Raw genomic sequence first — 18,588 nt, forward strand, 5'->3', positions numbered from 1 at the left:
CTGCCGCTTTTTTTATCTTTATAGCATGATAAAACATACACTACTACTGATTATTGTTTTCCTTTCTGTTACGGCTTTCGCACAGGTTCCGCGATTTGAAAAACATCAGGTGGGCACAACAGGTGTTTCGTTGTATTGTCCGGCAACACCTGAATTTGACCTTTCCTATTCAGAAGACAGCTCGGCTGTTTACACTACAGATATGGAAGTGGACAGTTTTTATTTCAGCGCGATTGTGGTGGAGTTTAGCGCTGATATGGGTGATGATTATAATGCGAATGAAGAATTATTGATTACTTACCTTGACTTTCTTCAAAATCAGTTTGCGATTACCGGTAATGCCGGATATGGCAAAGGACATACCCTAGTGCAATACCCTGATGTGGTTGGGGTTATTGATTATTGGGAAGATGCTGAAAGCACAAAATACAGTATTGCCGGATGGATAAACAGTAAATATCTTATTGTGCTGCTGATATATGGTCCGGAATCTTACCCCAATTATTCTGTTGCTGAGCTATATTTTAAGGGCGTTCGTTTCGACGCAAATTAAACTGGCAGGCATTTTGCTTGTTTGATGTCCACCCTTAATGTCATACGATTGTTAAATTAAATTTTATGATTTGGGAACTTTTATGTATATACATACATTTACAGGACAAACAAACAAAAATTATGAAAAAACTAATGATTCCTTCAGTTGCAATAGTATTACTATTGGCTTCTGCATTTACATTTAAGGCTGCACAATCGTGGAAAATTGCCGATGGTTATAAAGTTGCTTTCAGCAGTGCAGACCCTTCAGGTGTTTTTAATGATTTAAAAGGTAATGTTTTATTTGATGAAAATGACCTTGCGAATTCAAAATTTGATGTTGTTATAGATGTAAATTCGATTAATACCGGTAATGGTATGCAAAATAAACATGCTGTGAGTGCTAATTGGTTTGATGCTTCAACTTATCCTTCTATTAAATTTACGTCGAGCAGCATTACAAAAGGCAGTGCCGGATTTATGGCAAAAGGAATTTTAGATATGCATGGCGTTCAGAAAGAAATTACCATTCCTTTTACTGTAGAAAAAAGCAGCACAGGAGCAACCTTTAATGGCAGTTTTGAAGTGAACCGCAACGATTGGAAAATTGGTGAACCTGGTGGCAAAGCATCTGAAGTAATTAAATTATCTGTTTCTGTTCCTGTAACAAAACAATAAATTATGACCTACAAAAATCTTCTCATACGCGGACTTGTGTCAGCTGTATTTGCAGCTATTGCTTGCATTGTTTGGGATAAAATATATTATTTTGCGATGATGACCGATTTTTCGGCTATTATCAATATTGGTTCAATATTCGGTGCAAATATTTTTGCCGGTATTTTAATGGCAACAGGATATTTTTTTATTACAAAGTACATTAAAAAACATGGTGTATTGGTATTTAATATTTTGCTTGCAACCTTATCGATAGCCAGTTTTTACGGTCCTTTATCACAGGCTTTACCATTAGATATAATGGCACCGGAACTATTTTTAGGTTTAGCAGCGCCAATGCATTTATTTCCTGCGTTGGCATGGTTTACACTGGAGCCGGTGTTTGTGAAGAAATAAAAAAAATATTGTTTATTAAACAAATAAAGCGACTCTTCATCGGGTCGCTTTATTTATTTTTATGCATTAAAGAATTAATTAAAACACACTAATCTACTATAATCTTTTTAGTCATTTTTATATCATTGGCATACACAACAACAAAATAAATTCCTGCAGGCAAATCTGGCATATTTACATGTGTTGATACACCACCAATTGTGGTTTGAATGGTATTACTGTAAACCGTATTCCCCAGACTGTTTACGATATTAATTGTGCAGTTTTTTTCTATTACATTTTCCCATGCAATATAAAAATTGCCATCGTTTGGTGAAGGATAAATGATTAATTCATCTTCGAAGTAATTATCGTTTGAAGAAACTATTGTTTCTGAACCATCAGCTAATCTTTCAACCGGAATGCAACCGGTCCATTTAGGTCCATTGCGGAACCATTTTTTTGAACTCGGGCTATTATATAAAAAATTAATCAGCATGTCTGATTCTTTGGCTTTTCCTTCTTCAGAAAGGTGAAATCCTCCACCATCGGGTTCGTAATCGGAACAAACCCAAGTGAGGCCATCGGCAACTCTAGGAATAATGCCATCTGCCCAATAATAAGGCCCCCAGCTTAACCATGGTGAATTTGCAGCAGGACCACTAAATACTAACTCAGGAGAACCTTCAATTTGGTCTTCAATAACCCATTTCACAGCAAAACCACCGTAATAGGCCGCTGGTTCGCCTGCTAAATCTGCATTATCGGAAAGTTCACCCGCATAACCACCATAAGCATGACTGCTCATGTATAGGATTTTCAGGTTGGGGAAATTTTCTTTCATACGCTGAATTGTAGGAATATATTTATCGTACAAAGAATCTGCCTGCATTGGAAATTCAGGAATTGAATCATCTTTGGAAGCAGTTTTAATCCAGCCGATTTGAACTTGTTCTTTACTAATTTCTGCATCAACCATCAGTGTATCGGTAATATAAGCCCATAGCAGGTTATTATGTGGTGGAACCATTGATTCAAGGCCTTTTCCACCTAAACATAAATTGACAAATTTCAAACAGGGGTTATATAGATCGGGTGTATTATTAACTGTTGATTTAAAGGTATTAAACGTGTTTCCGGCGGTAGAAGCACCAAATGCGACAAATACCACCTTCCCGTTTTCAAAATCAACTTCACCAGCTTCATTTAAGGGTTTAATGGAATTGCCAATGTTTTTTCCGGCCTGGGCATGAACCATGGGCATTGTGTTACTGCCCTCTGGGTATAATCCACCCTGATAACCCATAAAAAATCCCGGGCCTATTTCCGATATTGGAATATTTCCGGTTGAGGTGTTTTCACAATCCAATTGAGCATGAACCGTGTGTGTACACAAAGAAAAAGTTAAAATTGTAAGCAATAAAAGACATGTTTTCATAAAAAAAAGGAGGTTGTTTTGAAGTTTGAAGTATTAGCCTGAGTGATTTCAGGTCCAAGATAGGGATTTTTTCCCAACAGAAACAAGGCATGCAGGTCCAATTGCAACCATTTATCGGCATTTTTAGGCCTTGGAAACCTGCTTTATGGCTAAAAACCGACCTATTTTTGTCTCATCATGAGCAGGCTTGGTTTTGAGGGTATTTGAACAATATTAATTTTATGTAAATTAGCCGAATGAAAAAACTCCTTCTACTCCTTTGTCTTATCCCCCAAATCCTGTTTTCGCAACTTGTAATAAACGAAGTAGCCCCTAATAACCGATATTTTGATGATGAGGATAATACCTTTCCGGACTGGATTGAGATTATGAATATTGGTGTTTACAATATCAATGTCGCCCAATTTGGTATTACCGATAATATGGACACCTGGAATAAATGGTTGTTACCTGATATTACAATTTACCCGGGCGAGCGACTGATCATTTATGCATCAGAAAAAAATCGCGATTGTTATGGTTGTCCGGGCGTGATTAATTATTTACATACCAATTTTAAAATGAGTAATGGTGAAACAGTTGCGTTGTTTGATGATGCCGGATTATTAATTGACAGTATTACAATTGGTGATTTGTATGCCGGACATACGATGGCTAGAATTCCTGATGGTGGAGCATGGTGTTATTCAAATGAGCCTACACCTGATAATGCAAATGATGTAACCTGTTACAGCGGATACTCAACAGAACCCGCATTTAATACAGCTCCGGGATTTTACGCCGGAAGTGTTGACGTTAGTGTTACAGGAACAAATGTATATTATACAACAGATGGCGATTGGCCTGAAGCAAGCGGCATCGCATATACATCACCAATTACAGTTGGCATTAGTAAAGTAGTAAAAATTGCAACTATAGAACCCGGTAAATTGCCAAGTCGCACAGTAACCGGTTCATTTTTTATTAATGAAACTACATTGTTACCGGTTGTAAGTATCAGTTCAAATTCATGTGATATGTTTGATGAAGGTCCATCGTGTATTGCAGCATATGATGGTGCTGACGGATGGGAACCGGATAATCCGCAAATACCTGCAAGCGTTGAATATTTTACTGCAGACCACCAGCAACAGTTTAATAAAAACATAAAATTTGAAACAGCAGGAAATTCATCAATATACGTATATCCACAGCGCGGAATGCAATTTACTATTGATGAAGATTTTGGTGATGCGGGTGAATTTCAATACAACATTTTTGATCAATATAAATATCTTGATTCATTAAACGGATTTCGTGTGCGTGCAAATAATGACTGGGGTAATTCAGCCGCACGTATGAAAGATGTAATTAATAACAGAATTGCTGCACCAACTTTTTTAGTTGCACCTGCTTACCAGAATGTTGCAACATTTATTAATGGTGACTATTGGGGTCATTATAGTGCTAGAGAAGAACTGGATAAATATTTTTTGAGAAATAATCAGGGTGTTAATATAGATAAAGTAGATATCATAAGAAGTGGTGCCGGTGAAGACGTTTGGGATATTGCAGAAGCCGGAACAATAACTGCTTATAACGAATTAAAAACATTTTTTAATACACATAATATGGCCAACGATGCCGATTATGCATTAGCGTTAGATTTAATTGATATGGAAAACTGGGTAGATCATTTTGCTTTACAATTTTTTGTAAACAATGATGAAATGGCCTACAATCTCCGTTGTTTCCGTTCCTATGAACCGAACATGAAATGGAAATTTATTTTGTGGGATACAGGGGCCGGTTCTGAATGCGCTGCTTGTAACAGTATTGAAACACTTATTAATTTCCCATACTTAAGTGAAGAAATTAATATGATGAATGACTTGATGGATAACCCGTCGTTCAGAGATTATTTTATTAATCGTTATGCTGATTTGATGAATTATTATTTTACGTGGGATATTATTGAAACATTAATTGATGAAAATGCGGATGAAATTGAAGAAGAAATTCCTGCCCAAAAAGACCGTTGGGGCTCACCTACCGTTGCAGCATGGAACTCAGGTGTTACTGAATTAAAAGATTTTTTTGAACCACGTGTAGGTTATCAGCGCAATGAAATTGAAAATTATTTTGATTTAAATGACCAGGTGAATATTACCATTGCCGTTAATCCTCCGGGCGCCGGATATATTAAAATATCTACAATAGTACCGGAAAACTTGCCGTGGACAGGCGTTTATTTTGATGGTGTTCCGGTAACATTGACTGCCATTCCAAATCCGGGATATACTTTTGTTAATTGGGATGATAATATTTTTATTGATGATGAAACTGCAATCTCATTTACCGGAGATTTTACCGATAATACAACAGCCACAGCAAATTTCACCGGCGCTGCAGTTAGCAATGCCATAGTAGTTAGCGAAATTAATTTTAACAGCGACAGCACGAAAAATTCCGGCGACTGGATTGAATTATATAATACTACCGGTTCTGATATTTCATTGTCTAATTATATTTTTAGTAACAAAGAATTTTATAATAAATTTGTTATGGGGCAAGATGCCATTGTTCCGGCAAATGGTTATTTAATTGTAGCAGAAGACATCACTGCTTTTAACACCGTTTATCCTGCTGTAGCGAATGTTATTGGAAATACCGGATTTAGTTTATACAATGATGGTGATTCGATAATAATTCGTGATCCGGCTGGAAAAAATTTCATTGCATTTTGGTTTGATGATGTTTTTCCTTGGCCGGTAACTGCTGATGGTTATGGCCGTACTATGGAGTATTATGATTTTTATGGAGATCCGTCTGCATCAGGTTCATGGTTTCCGGGATGTATTTTAGGCTCACCGGGAACAGCTTTTGCAAACTGTGGTGAAAACCCGATAATAGATGAAATTAATTATAAATCATCAGCATTAGAAGATGCCGGCGACTGGTTTGAATTGTATAATTGGGGTGCTGTTGATTTTGCTTTAAATGGGTGGTCTGTAAAAGATGAAAATGGTAATCAATTTATATTCCCGTCGGGAACAACAATTCCTGCAGGTGGATATATTGCGATATATCAGGATGCCGTGAAATTTAATTTACAATTTCCGGAAGTGGAAAATAAAGTGGGTCCATTAAATTTCGGATTTGATGGTAATGGTGATGTACTGTTAATTTATGATGCAGCCGGTAATATTTTTCAAAGTGTGAGTTATGAAGACCAGGCTCCATATCCGTTATCACCTGATGGTGGTGGAACAGCTTTGCAATTGGCAAACATTGGTCTCAATTTAAATATACCTAGCAGCTGGACCGAAAGTTGTCCGGAAGGTAGTCCGGGTGCTGCTTTTGTAACACCTTGTGCGAATAGCATTTCAGATGAAGCACCTATTAGTTTAATTAGCATTCGTCCGAATCCTGCAACAGATATTGTAACTTTTACAATAAGTGAATTACCGGGTGTTGGGGTTTTATATGTGTTTGATGTGACAGGTAAACTGGTATCTACACAACGTATTGAATCAATTGCAACTAAAGTAGATGTTCAAACATTAAACGCCGGTGTGTATTTTGTAAAAATGGTTTTTGAAGATGTTCAGTTTACAAATTCATTTGTAAAAAACTGATTATCATTAATAACATACTTTCGATATGAAACATAAAAAAAATGCTGCATCATTAAGACGCAGCATTTTTTTTAACCTATTGATTATAATGATTAGAATCCAACGGATGCTTCAACCATCACGCCTTTGAATTCAAGTCCATTTCTTACATCTGTAGTTTTGAAGTTGTCATATTTTTGATCAACATATTCTAATTTCACTAACAAGTTTTCAGTTGGGAACCAGCCTGCTGCAATTTGCAAACGGTTAACATTGATATCACCATCAGTATCAGAATATCCGTATAAACGACCGGTTACTGTATTGTAGCGAACACCAACATAACATTGTTCTTCAGGAAGGAAACGATAAACAACAGCTGCTGCAATTTGATTAAATGAGCGGTCAACAGAATCTAAAACATTTGATAAACTTGCATTACCGTTGCTCATTTCATAAGTTGCGAATACTTCTAAACCATGGAATTTAATGAATGGGTTAACCATGATTGACATTACCTGACTGCTGAAACCAGGGTCAATTCTGCCTGAAAATGCTTTATTTGTTGGAGTTGATGCAGTTAAAGTAGTTCCACTCATATAATATTGAGGTTCACCTGCAAGATAATAACGAGAACCTGCGCGGTCGCCACCATATAATGTATTACGTGAAGTACCACCATTTGCATAAACTGAACCGGTTAAACGAACTCTTAAATCATCGTTCAATTGTTTGTCGTAACCAATTTTAGCATAAATAGATGGTTTTCTTGAAATAGTATCGCCTGTTGCAGGATCTTTAAAATAAGATAAGTCAGCATTTAATAAACCTGATGACATACCCACCATTGCAATAATACCATTTGAAGGTTTGAAATATAATTCACCTGAAATTTCTGTAGCAAATGCATCCATAATATTTTCACCAACAAATGGGTTGTAAATACCATTGGCATTATCAGTTCTGTAAAAATGTGCATCACCGTAGTTTACTTCCATTTGTCCAACTTTAATTGTAAAGTTGTCAGAAAACCATTGTGGATTTCCAAAGAAAGGTAATTTGTCTACTTGCACATAACCACCTTTTACCCAAAACTCGTTATGGTGGCGGGCTGACATATAGTTTTCTAATTTAACAGAAATACCATCTGCCAATTGTGCAGTAAGGATTAAGTTAGCAGTTGCAAGGTTAAATCCGTTTGTCATTGGATATAATGCATTAATATTAACTGAATCGCCTGTTGCAGGAGTTAATGTATTATCTTTTAATACAACATCGGCAGTATTGCTGTGTGATAAACCTTGATACTGTTGAGTAAATCCACCACTTATTTTTAATTGAAATCCGGTAAACGGAACTGTTTCAATTTTAGGTGTTTCAAACATATTCAAACCAGCTTTATCGTATGGTCTGTCGAAATTGATTTTATTATTTTGATTATTTTGAGCAGATAATGAAACTGCAGAGATTACGAGCACGAATAATGCAAGTAATGTTTGGTTGATTGAATTTTTCATAACATATTATTTTATACAGGTTAAAATTTATTTGATGATTATTTAATAGTGTAATTTAATTTGAATTTGATAGTAATGTCATCCCCTACTTTCATTGCACCCATCATAGCTGTTGGCGGATCAATGCCATAATCGCTCATTTTAATTGCTTTGGAAGTTTCAATGTAGAGTTTACCTTTTTCTTTTACGTAAACCATACCGCTGATATCTACATTTTTAGTAACTCCGGCAATAGTTAGTTCACCGTTTATTTTAACAGCATAACCGGTTCCACTTTTTGTGATTGATTTGATAGATAACATTTTAAAAGTGATATAAGGGTATTTTTCGCCTTTCAGCGCATCATAGGTTTTATCGTCCATGATTGAACCTTTATCGCTTTTAATAGATTTTACGGAAACTTTAATATTTAATTTCTGAATATTAAAACTTCCGTCAGTATTCCACAATACAACTGCATCTCCTGAAGCTGTTTGGGCTACCTCTTCCCATTCATGTACATTTGAAGTACCATCAATAGTGATTTTATGGTCACTTGCCAATACATAATTACTTTGACCTTTTGCAATTATTGCAGCAGGTAGTATAAAGAGGGTTAATATTAATTTGAAGAATTTCATAGTTTGATGTTTAATAGCTGTCATCATTTAACAATGCAAAGTAATTATAGTCAGTACCGACTATACATGATATTTATACTACCGGGAAGTGATTTAAGTCACCTTTTAAACCTTAACGCAACCTATCTTTGTGAAAGAATTTGAGCAATTGTGCAGATATGTAAATTTACAACAAGCAAGCACCATTGTTATATTTATTTAATCCATATATTAATTTAATAAATACGTACTATATGAAACGCGTTCTAACAGCTTATTTTACTGCCGTAATTGTATTATTGATATTCAGTTATGCAGCTTTGTATTTTTCAATTTTCTTTTTCCCGAAAATTGCGGAACAGTATTTTGACCCAATATTTTCCAGCAGTGAGAAGCGTACCTGGATGTATTTTGCGCATCCGTTTATAGTAGCACTCGCATTAAAATATTTTTGGCAACGTTTTCGCCACATGTTTAAAGGTGGTCCCGGTCGTCGCGGAGCAGAAGTTGGATTAATTTATGGCTTAATAGCAGTATTACCTGCTATGTGGATCACATTTAGTGGTATTTCCATTTCAATATCAGTAGTTGCAACCTGGATTTTATATGGCACACTGCAAGGAATTATTGCGGGGGTGATATATGCGAAGATGAATCCTTGATTCGCAATTTTCAGAATAAGAAACGAAGCAACCCCATTGGTTTGGTCATCTGACTAGCCAATGGGGTTCTTGCTTGTGTTATATCATTCGCAGCTCCGCCATCGACACATGGTTGGTCTGGGGACGCAACCATGAGGAGGAGGAATTGATGTGATTTCGAAGACAACAAGCAATTTATAGCCCCGATTGAAGCGGAAACCCCCTTTGCCCGCCTCGGAAAAGGGGTTGCAGCGGAAAGCGGGCAGCGCATGTGAAACGGAGCGGGATGTACATGCTCCATTTATACATTATTGATGCTTTTCATTCCATTTAGTTACAGTTTCATCATCGGGCATTGCCGGTAGGGTTTGCAAATAATTATAAATGGCTTCCAATTCGGTATCCGTCATTAAACCGATTGGCACCCAGGGCATAAATTTCGGATCCAGCGATTTGCCTTCGGGTGTAGTTCCTGAACGCAATGTTGTTTTAAATTGCTCGAGCGACCATTTTCCGAAATTTCCACCTTTGGTAATATTGGAACCGGGAGGAGAAATTGGGTCGGGTGTTTTTTTGCCATTCATATTATCGCCGTGACAAGATTTGCAACCGTGAAAACCAACAGTATAGGCACCAAATTCCGGAGAAGTTCCGAAAGTTGGAGCAACGCGTGTTGAAGTATCGTTCAGGTCGATAATTTTTGCATGATATAAATCGCCGAACAAACCTGCGCCTGCTAAAACTTTGCTGAACATTGTAAATTCAGGAGCGGGCCATGTTTTATCGCTTGGGGCAACAGTTTTAAGATAACCAACCAGGGCAGCAAGATCGGTATTACTCATGGTGCCCATTTCTTTGCTCGGCATAATAATTACGCCATGATTATCCGGTTTTACGCCGTAACGAATTACTCTGAGCCAGTCGGCATCGGTATAATTTTTTGTTTTACCACCTGAAGTAATATTAGGTGCCGGAACACTGCCGGTGGCATCATCTTTAAAAAACTCAGTCCCGGCAAAATCGCCGCCATGGCAGCCACCACACAATGAATTTGCAATAACTTCTCCCCGAACGAGCGAAGCAGAATCGTTTGTAGCAACAAATTTGGGTAAGGTAACTTCATAAGTGGCCTTAGCCATACTATTTGTTTTGTTGACCATTAATAAAACTACAATAGCCAGAATTACAATAAGTGTGAGCACAGTAATGCCCAACCATTTAAAAAATTTGCGCATGCCTTAATTTGGGTTTGTATCCGCCGCGGCGGAGGGTTAATTGGTAAATAAATTTAGGAATTATTATACAGCGGTGCAAATGATTGGGAATTATGTGACGAGAATCACAGTGGGTGGTGGGTTCCGGGATTCATTTGGAGCTCCGCCATCGACACATGGTTGGTCTGGGGGCGCAACCATGAGGAGGAGGAATTAATGTGATTATTTGATGGGATTTACGGGGTTGCTTCGTAGGCATTACTATCGAAAAAAAAAGTATTTGGTATAGCACCAACCATTATTCGAAGCTCACCCATTGGTTGTGTCCCCAGACCAACCAATGCGGTTCCATATTTATTTTTTATTTTTTAAAACATCATCTGTAAAATGTTCCATCCCTTTTGGCTTTGCAAATTTTTCAGCATTAAATTGTTGCGAATTACCGCGCGGTATCGAAAGCGATTCCCAATGCGTGGCATACAATTTTCCGATATATACAATCTGCCCAATATGATATGGATAATGCGCCAACTGCCTGTTAATGGCTTCTAGCACCGTATGCCCCTGATTGCGGATATAAATAATTTTGTCAAGATCAGCTTCAGTTAATGCATTTAATGTTTGCAAAAACACCTCCCACCCTGCTTGCCAAACAGTCATCATTTTTTGTCTGGTGTCAATATCATTTTCAAACTCCGCATCGCGGTTGCGCCATTCTTTTTCGCCATCGCTGTTTAAAAAATCAGTCCAACGGCTGAGCATATTTCCCGATAAATGTTTTACAATGATGGCGACACTATTGCTGTCTTCATTCATTTGCCAGAACAATTTTTCATCCGGCATTTGATTAAATGTTTTTTCGCCTAACAATTTGTAATATTCAAATTGTTTGATGACACTTTGTAAATATTGAGCAGACATGATATATAATTTAGTAATTAATTATTATTGATATTGCGATAAAATTTAGCTCTTTCATCAAAGGTAGGATTTTCCGGAATCGGGTCTCCAATTTGATCAAAAAAAGTCATTAATTCAGCACTGTGTTCCTGACTTTTTCCGCTGCGTAAATTGTAGTGTGCAAAATAACACCACATCATCGCTTTTACTTTTGTTTTATCGTCATTCCACATAACAGCTTCCATTAACAACATTTTTGGAAATGCGGTGAGTAATCGGGTTTCAATCGTGACTGTTTCCATACAATTAACCGGCAGCATATACGAAATATTGGTTTGCGCCACCACCCAGGTAATCCCGGTTGTTCTGGCCATTTGGTGCAGGTCGAAGTTGTATACTTGCATCAAATGGTCTTCACGTGCATTAATAATGTAGTCGATATATTTCGAATTATTTAAATGATTAAACGGGTCGCAATCGGGGAAACGTGCCTGCACTTTACTTTCTGCCGATTTAGGTAATGAGGTTGTTTGCATTTTAGTTGTTTTTTAGTTTCAAAATAAAATATACCGTTCGGTATATTTTTATAGCAAAAAAAAATTATTCTTTTAAACTCAAAATATATTGTGTTAAAAACTGCATGGTAATTTTTAATTCCGTGGATTTACCATGCACCTTTGCCTGCATCACAGCACCTTCAATGAGCGACATCATAACAACTGCTACTTCAGCAGGTTTAGTGCAACTTTTTATTTCGTTGCGTTGTATGCCGCGTTTAATTTGATTTTCAAGTGATGTCTTCCAAAAAGCAAGTGCAGTTGCAGCGCGTTCGCGCAATTCAGGATGCGTATCATCTGCTTCAGTTGACGTATTTAATATCGGACAACCCGCTTTTAAAAAAGGAATTTTCAAAAAATCGCGATACACATTCGGATACACCAGCAAACGTTCAATCGAATTTTCGGTAGCCAGAATACGTTTTTTAATGTAGTTGGTAATCCGCCCAAAATTATAATCAAATGCTGCCAGCGCCACCTCATCTTTATTCGCAAAATTGCCGTAAATGCCGCCCTTGGTAAGTCCCGTCGCCTCAGTCATGTCGTTCAGCGAAGTCCCTGCAAACCCCTTTGCATTAAACACCGGTGCCGTTTGTTCAATAATAAACAACCTGGTGCGCTCCGATTTGCTCAACTCTTTGGACATAATGATGCAAATATATAAAATATACCGATTGGTATATTTTTTTAGAAATATTTTTTATCTCCAAAATTGAATACAAATTCCGGCAACTAATTGCATCATAATTAATTTAATTTGGGCGTGTGCCGCAATGGCAATTCCGCTACACCAACAACATCGTGCGCGGCACCGTGCTTTCCGCTGCAAATCCTCGTCCTTCCCCCGATAGTTATCGGGGTCAGTCCTGCGGGTTTTCCGCTACAATCACTCACGCGGGGTTTGCGTTGGCAGCGCATAAAGTATTAGGCATAGCACTAACTATGATTCGAAGAGGTTGAAATTGTTAGCACAAAATATCATTCGCAGCTCCGCCATCGACACATGGTTGGTCTGGGGACGCAACCATGGGGAGGTGGAAATAATTTCATAATCCGATGGGATTGAAATTATTAGCACAATATATCATTTGCAACTCCGCCATCGACACATGGTTGGTCTGGGGACGCAACCATGGGGAGGAGGAAATAATTTCATAATCCGATGGGATTGAAATTATTAGCACAATATATCATTTGCAACTCCGCCATCGACACATGGTTGGTCTGGGGACGCAACCATGGGGAGGTGCAATTATTGGGATGATTCGGAGTGATTGATGGTGTTGCTTCGTAGGTATTACTATCGAAGAAAAAAAGTAATTGGTAAAGCACCACCTATCATTCGAAGCTCACCCATTGGTTGTGTCCCCAGACCAACCAATGGACGCAACCATGAGGCGGAGGAATGAAAGTGATTTTTCGAAGTGAGTTACAGGGTTGATTCCTTGGTATTACTATCGAAGAAAAAAAGTATTTGGTAAAGCACCACACATCATTCGAAGCTCACCCATTGGTTGTGTCCCCAGACCAACCAATAGGGTTGTGTCCTCAGACTAATCAAGGGTGTTGTGCACCAGACCAACCTATACGTATTTTTAGTTTTATTTCATATCTTTGGTAAACCCATGCAACGATTATTTTTTATACTTCTACTTTTACCAATTTCCTGTTACGCACAGGTAACTTGGTTGCCGGATTCCTCTTTCAACGGTGATGGCATTTACAGCTTTAAAACAGGCAAGGAAGGGCACGCAATCTCACTCCAAAGCGATAACAAAATTTTAATTGCCGGTAATGATGACAGTTGTTATTTGGTCCGATTACATACCAATGGTTCTGTCGATTCCAGTTTCGGAAATAATGGTTATGCAAGGTGGGCACGTTATAGTAATGACAAACATGTACTCACTGAAATGACTTTACAACAGGATGGAAAAATTATAATAATCGGGTACACAGACACCTATGATTTGTTTATTGCCAGATTTAATGAAAACGGAGAATTGGATTCATCATTTAACGGAGGCTACAGAATTATATCTTCACTGGACGAAGAAGACTATTTACCTTTTGATGTTGTGGTTTTACCCGACAACAAAATTCTCGTAACCGGATTATTATATTATGGAGGTTTTTTGGGTCATATACTGATTTACTCTTGATAAGACTGAATCCGGATGGTAGTTTTGATAATACACTTTCAACCGACGGGCAATTGAGCTTGAATTTGAGTTCAGAACATAATATTCCACGAGCAATGGAAATTCAATCTGATGGTAAAATAGTGATTGGCGGATATTATATGGATGGAGCTTTTCCGGAGGAGACTGATATTTATATGGAATTAATCAGATTAAATACTGACATGACATTGGATAACAGTTTTAGTGGTGATGGTGTATATAAAACCAAAATAAACGGAACAAATTGCAGGGTAATGGATCTCCAGATTACAACCTCCGGTAAAATAGTATGTGCAGGTTATGCAGTAAGTAATGAAGAAGAAGTTGGTTATTTATTACAATTAAACAGCAATGGAACAAATGATGAAACATTTGGTGATAATGGTGTGTGGCTTGCTTCTGATTCGGCTTCCTCCAATTTCCGCAAATTGGCCATTCAAGATAATAAAATTTATGTCACTGGTGAGCTCATGAATGTATACAACAATAGTAGTATACTATTAATGTGCTTTAATCAGGAAGGGGTTCCTGACAATACATTTGGTGTGAATGGACTGATGATATTAGATAATTCAAACAAGGATGATGTAGGATTTGATCTTATAATTGATCCTGAAAACCATATTGTGATTTGTGGTGGGTTTGCGGTTGGTTCTAATATTGGGGAAATGATCGCCCTTCGGGTAATTCATGGTAACATTAAACCCGATATTATCAATATAGAAAATCCGCCAATCTTTGTATTTCCAAATCCTGTTTCGAATTTAATTAATTTAGAAATTTCTTTGCCATTAAATACCACCATTAATGTTGATTTAACTGATATAACCGGTAAAGTTTGTAATAATTTATTACAATCTGCACATTATGATAGAGGAATTTATACGATAGCCCTTGAAATCCCAGAAAGTATAAGTCCGGGAAATTATTTTATACATGTTACATCTGAAGATTATCATTATGCCACAATGATTTTTATTAAATAAATATCCTATCCATGAAATATTTTTTTATAATACTTTTAACATTTTTGTTCAAAAAAAATACTTCCTGCCAGCTGGTGATTGGTGTTGATAGTAGTTTGCACGGTCAATTTTCAAATTTATGTATAACTGACTTTAATGGTGATGGTTTTAAAGATGTTGCCGGAGCGAATTATACCGGCGATCTGGCTATGTATGAATACTATGGTGATTCCTCAGAAAATCTACCGTTTATTTTTAATTCTATTAATACAATTTCAAAATTACGATCGGCAGACATGGATAATGATGGAGATATGGATTTCGTAATATCAGGGCTATATGATAAATACATTAGATGGATTGAAAATGTAGATGGTGGTACATCATTTTATGAGCTTAGCATCGGTTCTTGGGTTGGAACAGGGCCAAAATCACTTGTAGTTTCCGACATTAATAATGACGGCAGCATGGATATTATATCCAATATGGGTACTACAAATTTACTTATCTATAAAAATTCCGGAGCAACAGATCCCACTTTTACAGAGGAATTAATTGATATTGGCGCATCAGATCCTATACTAATTAATGTGACAGATATCGAAAATGATGGAGACCAAGACATCCTTTATTATGATGATACTAATAATAAAATTATTTTGCGAGTAAATAGCGGAGATGGTGATTTTACAATGGCAGGTATACCACTATTAATAGCTACATATGTAACAGCTTTAAAATTTGATGATTTTGATCTGGATAATGATCAGGATATGCTGGTGGGTTATGATAACTTTGTTTCAGCTGAAATTGAATTGTATGAAAATATAGCCGGGGTTTTTACACTAAAAACCAGTTGGGCAATTCCACACGATATCAGCGGCTTAACTACGGCGCATTTTAATACAGACAGCCTTCCTGATATTTTGGCAGTTTATAATAATTTTACATTATCTAATGACGAAATATCTTTTAATGAATCCGCAGTATTTATTAATGATGGCAACCTTTTATTTGAACCGTCATTAACCCCTCTGGATGGTGTAATTTCATCTCCTTACAATGATGGGATACTTTCGTTGGCAATATCAGACATGGATCTTAACGGGACCGATGATATCGTGTTTGCGGATGAATATTTATTGCTAACTGCTTACAGTAGTGATACTTCAGATGTTCTATTTTCAAGTTATCATGAAGCATTTAAACCACGGGCCCCCACGCAGAGTTTATTTACAATTACAAATGCAGATAGCTCTGGCATTGTCCCTATCATAATTGATGACAAACTCGATATCTATAGTTATAATATAAGTGGTGATATTGCAGTATATAAACAAGCAATTGAATCCACAGGAATTAATTTTGACAATGGCAACCGTGCATATTCCACCATTGTATTTGATATGGATAACGATGGTTTTAAAGACGATCTGTTTACATCCGGCGGTCAGATGTACGAAGGATCTGAAGGTGAATTTCAATGGCAGGTTTATCGCAATCTCACAAAACCTTTGGTGCAGAAATATGCAATCAAAACTTCATATAGTTGTCGGAACGTATTTGCACAGGATATAAACGGAGATGGATATCAAGATATCGTGGGTTCAAATGGTCAATTATTTTTTACCGGATACGATTATGAAGGTTTTGAAATTTATGAAGAATTTGATGCTTATTTCTGGTTAAAAAACATTTCCGGTACCGGTGTATTTACTTATGAAGCATTACCAGGAGATTATTTTCTAGATGAAGGTTATCCTATAGCAACTGATGTTGACTTAGATGGCGACCCTGACATTCTTGTATATAACCAAACTGATGATAATGTATATTGTTATTATAATGTTGATGGATTAGGCGAATTTTTTCCACGAAGTCCAATATTAAATATTTATAATGGCCAATATTTGCATCCGTTTGATGTTGATGGTGATGGAATTGAAGATTTAGTGATAAATACGTCCGGTGATCTGATAAAATATATAAAACACCTTGGCCCAAATGAATATGCAGCCCCCCAAACAATTTGTTACAATGCCAAAGTAAGAAAACCTGAACGTCTTACTTTCGAAGATGTTAACAGCGATGGATTTAAAGACCTACTTACCGGAAACGAAACCACGCAAATTTATTTAAATATGGACGGCTTTGGTTTTTATCCATACCCTTATGTTTTACCATTTAATTATGTAAACAGAAAAATTACCGATATTAATCAGAATGGCATTATAGAAATAGCCGGTATTTATTCCACTAATTATGCATATGCACAAGAATTAGGTGAAATTCCGGTTTACCCAATCAATTATTTTACAAATACAGATAAAGTTTTAGATGAAGCTCAATTATTATCAGATACCATTTTTATTAAATTATCGGCAATTCCTGATGACACTTTAATTATGACCGTAACTGTAATTTCAGTATCAGGTCTGGAATCTGAAGTAATGTTAAACGATGGAGTTACAGATATAATTGAAATATTTTTATTGCCAGACAGCTCAGCATTAGATTATCAATATTTTGTAATACATGCAATCGATGATCCTGAAGTGGATGCCATCGAAAACGGTCGTATTTCATATACATTAAACAACCATGAACATACTTATCCGTTAGCTAACAGTATAATACAGGATTATACGATAATTGATAATGATTACCCTGTTGCAGATAATATCAATAACATAATTTTAACTTGCAATGATACTTTAATCACAGAAGGTGAATTTGGCACAGCCTGTTCAATAAAGTTAAATACTACAGTTGATTATCCTGTAAATTTCATACTTATTACGGACAATCAATTAGATGCAGGAGCTGGTTCAGATGATTCAATTCATTTTCAGCTACAGAGTACGCTTACAAGTAAAACATTTTATATTGATGCCGTTTACGACACATTGACGGAACCATTGCATACGGGAAACTTGCTAATAAAAACAACATCTGATGATGATAATTATGATGCGATTGATGATATCATACAATCATTTTCAATAACAGATAAAGTGACCGATACTACAGGAAATAATTTAATTGAAGAAAATCAGGAAATCACTGTTTGGTATATACCCGAAACTGGCATCATTAATTTAAATTATTCGTTACTTGAAAAAGATGCTGCTGCAATTTTATTCAATACTTTTGGTGAACAGGTTCAAGCAATCTCATTAACATCCTCTGAAGGCGAAGTTCAGTTCTCAGTCCAAAATTTACCTGAAGGATTTTATTTTGTAATGGTATATTCCATCAATAATAGCTTCCAATTTGGCAGAACTGTAGTTGTTTATTAGAATATTATCTCTACTGCCAGCAATCGCACATGATTGGTCAATCCGGGGGGCGACCATGAGGAGGTGAATAAATTCATGTATCGCATACTACA

Annotated in this window: 15 protein-coding genes; 8 read left to right on the forward strand and 7 right to left on the reverse strand. The window is 36.6% G+C overall.

The annotated features are described in order from the left end of the window. Positions 1-25 precede the first annotated feature (25 nt). The 3 genes from IPI65_00915 (at position 26) to IPI65_00925 (ending at position 1,608) form a co-directional block, all read left to right on the forward strand. Entirely contained in the window at positions 26-553 is a 528-nt protein-coding gene (locus IPI65_00915; GenBank protein ID MBK7440122.1) for a hypothetical protein, read from the forward strand. Positions 554-675: 122 nt separating this feature from the next. Beyond that, positions 676-1,212 (forward strand): YceI family protein, encoded by a 537-nt coding sequence (locus IPI65_00920; GenBank protein MBK7440123.1) that lies wholly within the window; start codon positions 676-678, stop codon positions 1,210-1,212. 3 nt (positions 1,213-1,215) lie between these two features. Continuing rightward, entirely contained in the window at positions 1,216-1,608 is a 393-nt protein-coding gene (locus IPI65_00925; GenBank protein ID MBK7440124.1) for a hypothetical protein, read from the forward strand. A gap of 88 nt (positions 1,609-1,696) precedes the next feature. On the opposite strand, the gene IPI65_00930 is transcribed toward IPI65_00925, so the two are convergent. After that, the gene (locus IPI65_00930) at positions 1,697-2,983 is read right to left on the reverse strand and encodes a T9SS type A sorting domain-containing protein (GenBank protein ID MBK7440125.1); all 1,287 of its coding nucleotides are present in this window, start codon (positions 2,981-2,983) and stop codon (positions 1,697-1,699) included. 278 nt (positions 2,984-3,261) lie between these two features. Between IPI65_00930 and IPI65_00935 the strand changes: the two genes are divergently transcribed. Further along, on the forward strand, positions 3,262-6,642 hold the full coding sequence (locus IPI65_00935) for a lamin tail domain-containing protein (protein ID MBK7440126.1): 3,381 nt from the start codon (positions 3,262-3,264) through the stop codon (positions 6,640-6,642). Between the two features lie 92 nt (positions 6,643-6,734). Here IPI65_00935 and IPI65_00940 read toward each other — a convergent pair whose 3' ends face one another. After that, positions 6,735-8,126: a hypothetical protein gene (locus IPI65_00940; GenBank protein ID MBK7440127.1), complete on the reverse strand. Its 1,392-nt coding sequence runs from the start codon at positions 8,124-8,126 to the stop codon at positions 6,735-6,737. A gap of 50 nt (positions 8,127-8,176) precedes the next feature. Further along, positions 8,177-8,758: a YceI family protein gene (locus tag IPI65_00945; GenBank protein MBK7440128.1), complete on the reverse strand. Its 582-nt coding sequence runs from the start codon at positions 8,756-8,758 to the stop codon at positions 8,177-8,179. Positions 8,759-8,991: 233 nt separating this feature from the next. Between IPI65_00945 and IPI65_00950 the strand changes: the two genes are divergently transcribed. After that, complete coding sequence (locus tag IPI65_00950; protein MBK7440129.1) at positions 8,992-9,399, forward strand: hypothetical protein; 408 nt, start codon at positions 8,992-8,994, stop codon at positions 9,397-9,399. Between the two features lie 287 nt (positions 9,400-9,686). Here the strand turns inward: IPI65_00950 and IPI65_00955 are convergent, their stop codons facing one another. From IPI65_00955 to IPI65_00970, 4 genes are all read right to left on the reverse strand, one after another. Continuing rightward, positions 9,687-10,613, reverse strand: a complete 927-nt coding sequence (locus IPI65_00955; protein ID MBK7440130.1) for a c-type cytochrome — start codon at positions 10,611-10,613, stop codon at positions 9,687-9,689. A 333-nt stretch (positions 10,614-10,946) separates the two neighbouring features. Continuing rightward, positions 10,947-11,513, reverse strand: a complete 567-nt coding sequence (locus IPI65_00960) for a DUF1572 family protein (protein ID MBK7440131.1) — start codon at positions 11,511-11,513, stop codon at positions 10,947-10,949. A 17-nt stretch (positions 11,514-11,530) separates the two neighbouring features. Further along, complete coding sequence (locus tag IPI65_00965; GenBank protein MBK7440132.1) at positions 11,531-12,028, reverse strand: acyl-CoA thioesterase; 498 nt, start codon at positions 12,026-12,028, stop codon at positions 11,531-11,533. A 64-nt stretch (positions 12,029-12,092) separates the two neighbouring features. After that, positions 12,093-12,695, reverse strand: a complete 603-nt coding sequence (locus IPI65_00970) for a TetR/AcrR family transcriptional regulator (GenBank protein ID MBK7440133.1) — start codon at positions 12,693-12,695, stop codon at positions 12,093-12,095. A gap of 979 nt (positions 12,696-13,674) precedes the next feature. Here IPI65_00970 and IPI65_00975 point away from each other — a divergent pair. Genes IPI65_00975 through IPI65_00985 form a run of 3 tightly spaced genes read left to right on the forward strand, consistent with a single transcriptional unit; the run spans position 13,675 to position 18,496 of the window. Further along, positions 13,675-14,211 carry a hypothetical protein gene (locus tag IPI65_00975; GenBank protein ID MBK7440134.1) on the forward strand — a complete coding sequence of 179 codons (537 nt, stop codon included), beginning with the start codon at positions 13,675-13,677 and terminating at the stop codon, positions 14,209-14,211. Beyond that, the gene (locus IPI65_00980) at positions 14,208-15,218 is read left to right on the forward strand and encodes a T9SS type A sorting domain-containing protein (protein ID MBK7440135.1); all 1,011 of its coding nucleotides are present in this window, start codon (positions 14,208-14,210) and stop codon (positions 15,216-15,218) included. Before IPI65_00975 ends, IPI65_00980 begins: the two co-directional genes overlap by 4 nt. 11 nt (positions 15,219-15,229) lie before the next feature. Then, a complete protein-coding gene (locus IPI65_00985; protein ID MBK7440136.1) occupies positions 15,230-18,496 on the forward strand; it encodes a VCBS repeat-containing protein in 3,267 nt (1,088 codons plus the stop codon). The last annotated feature ends 92 nt before the right edge of the window (positions 18,497-18,588 follow it).

It is taken from the genome of Bacteroidota bacterium (genome assembly GCA_016706255.1).
Classification (GTDB): domain Bacteria; phylum Bacteroidota; class Bacteroidia; order Chitinophagales; family BACL12; genus UBA7236.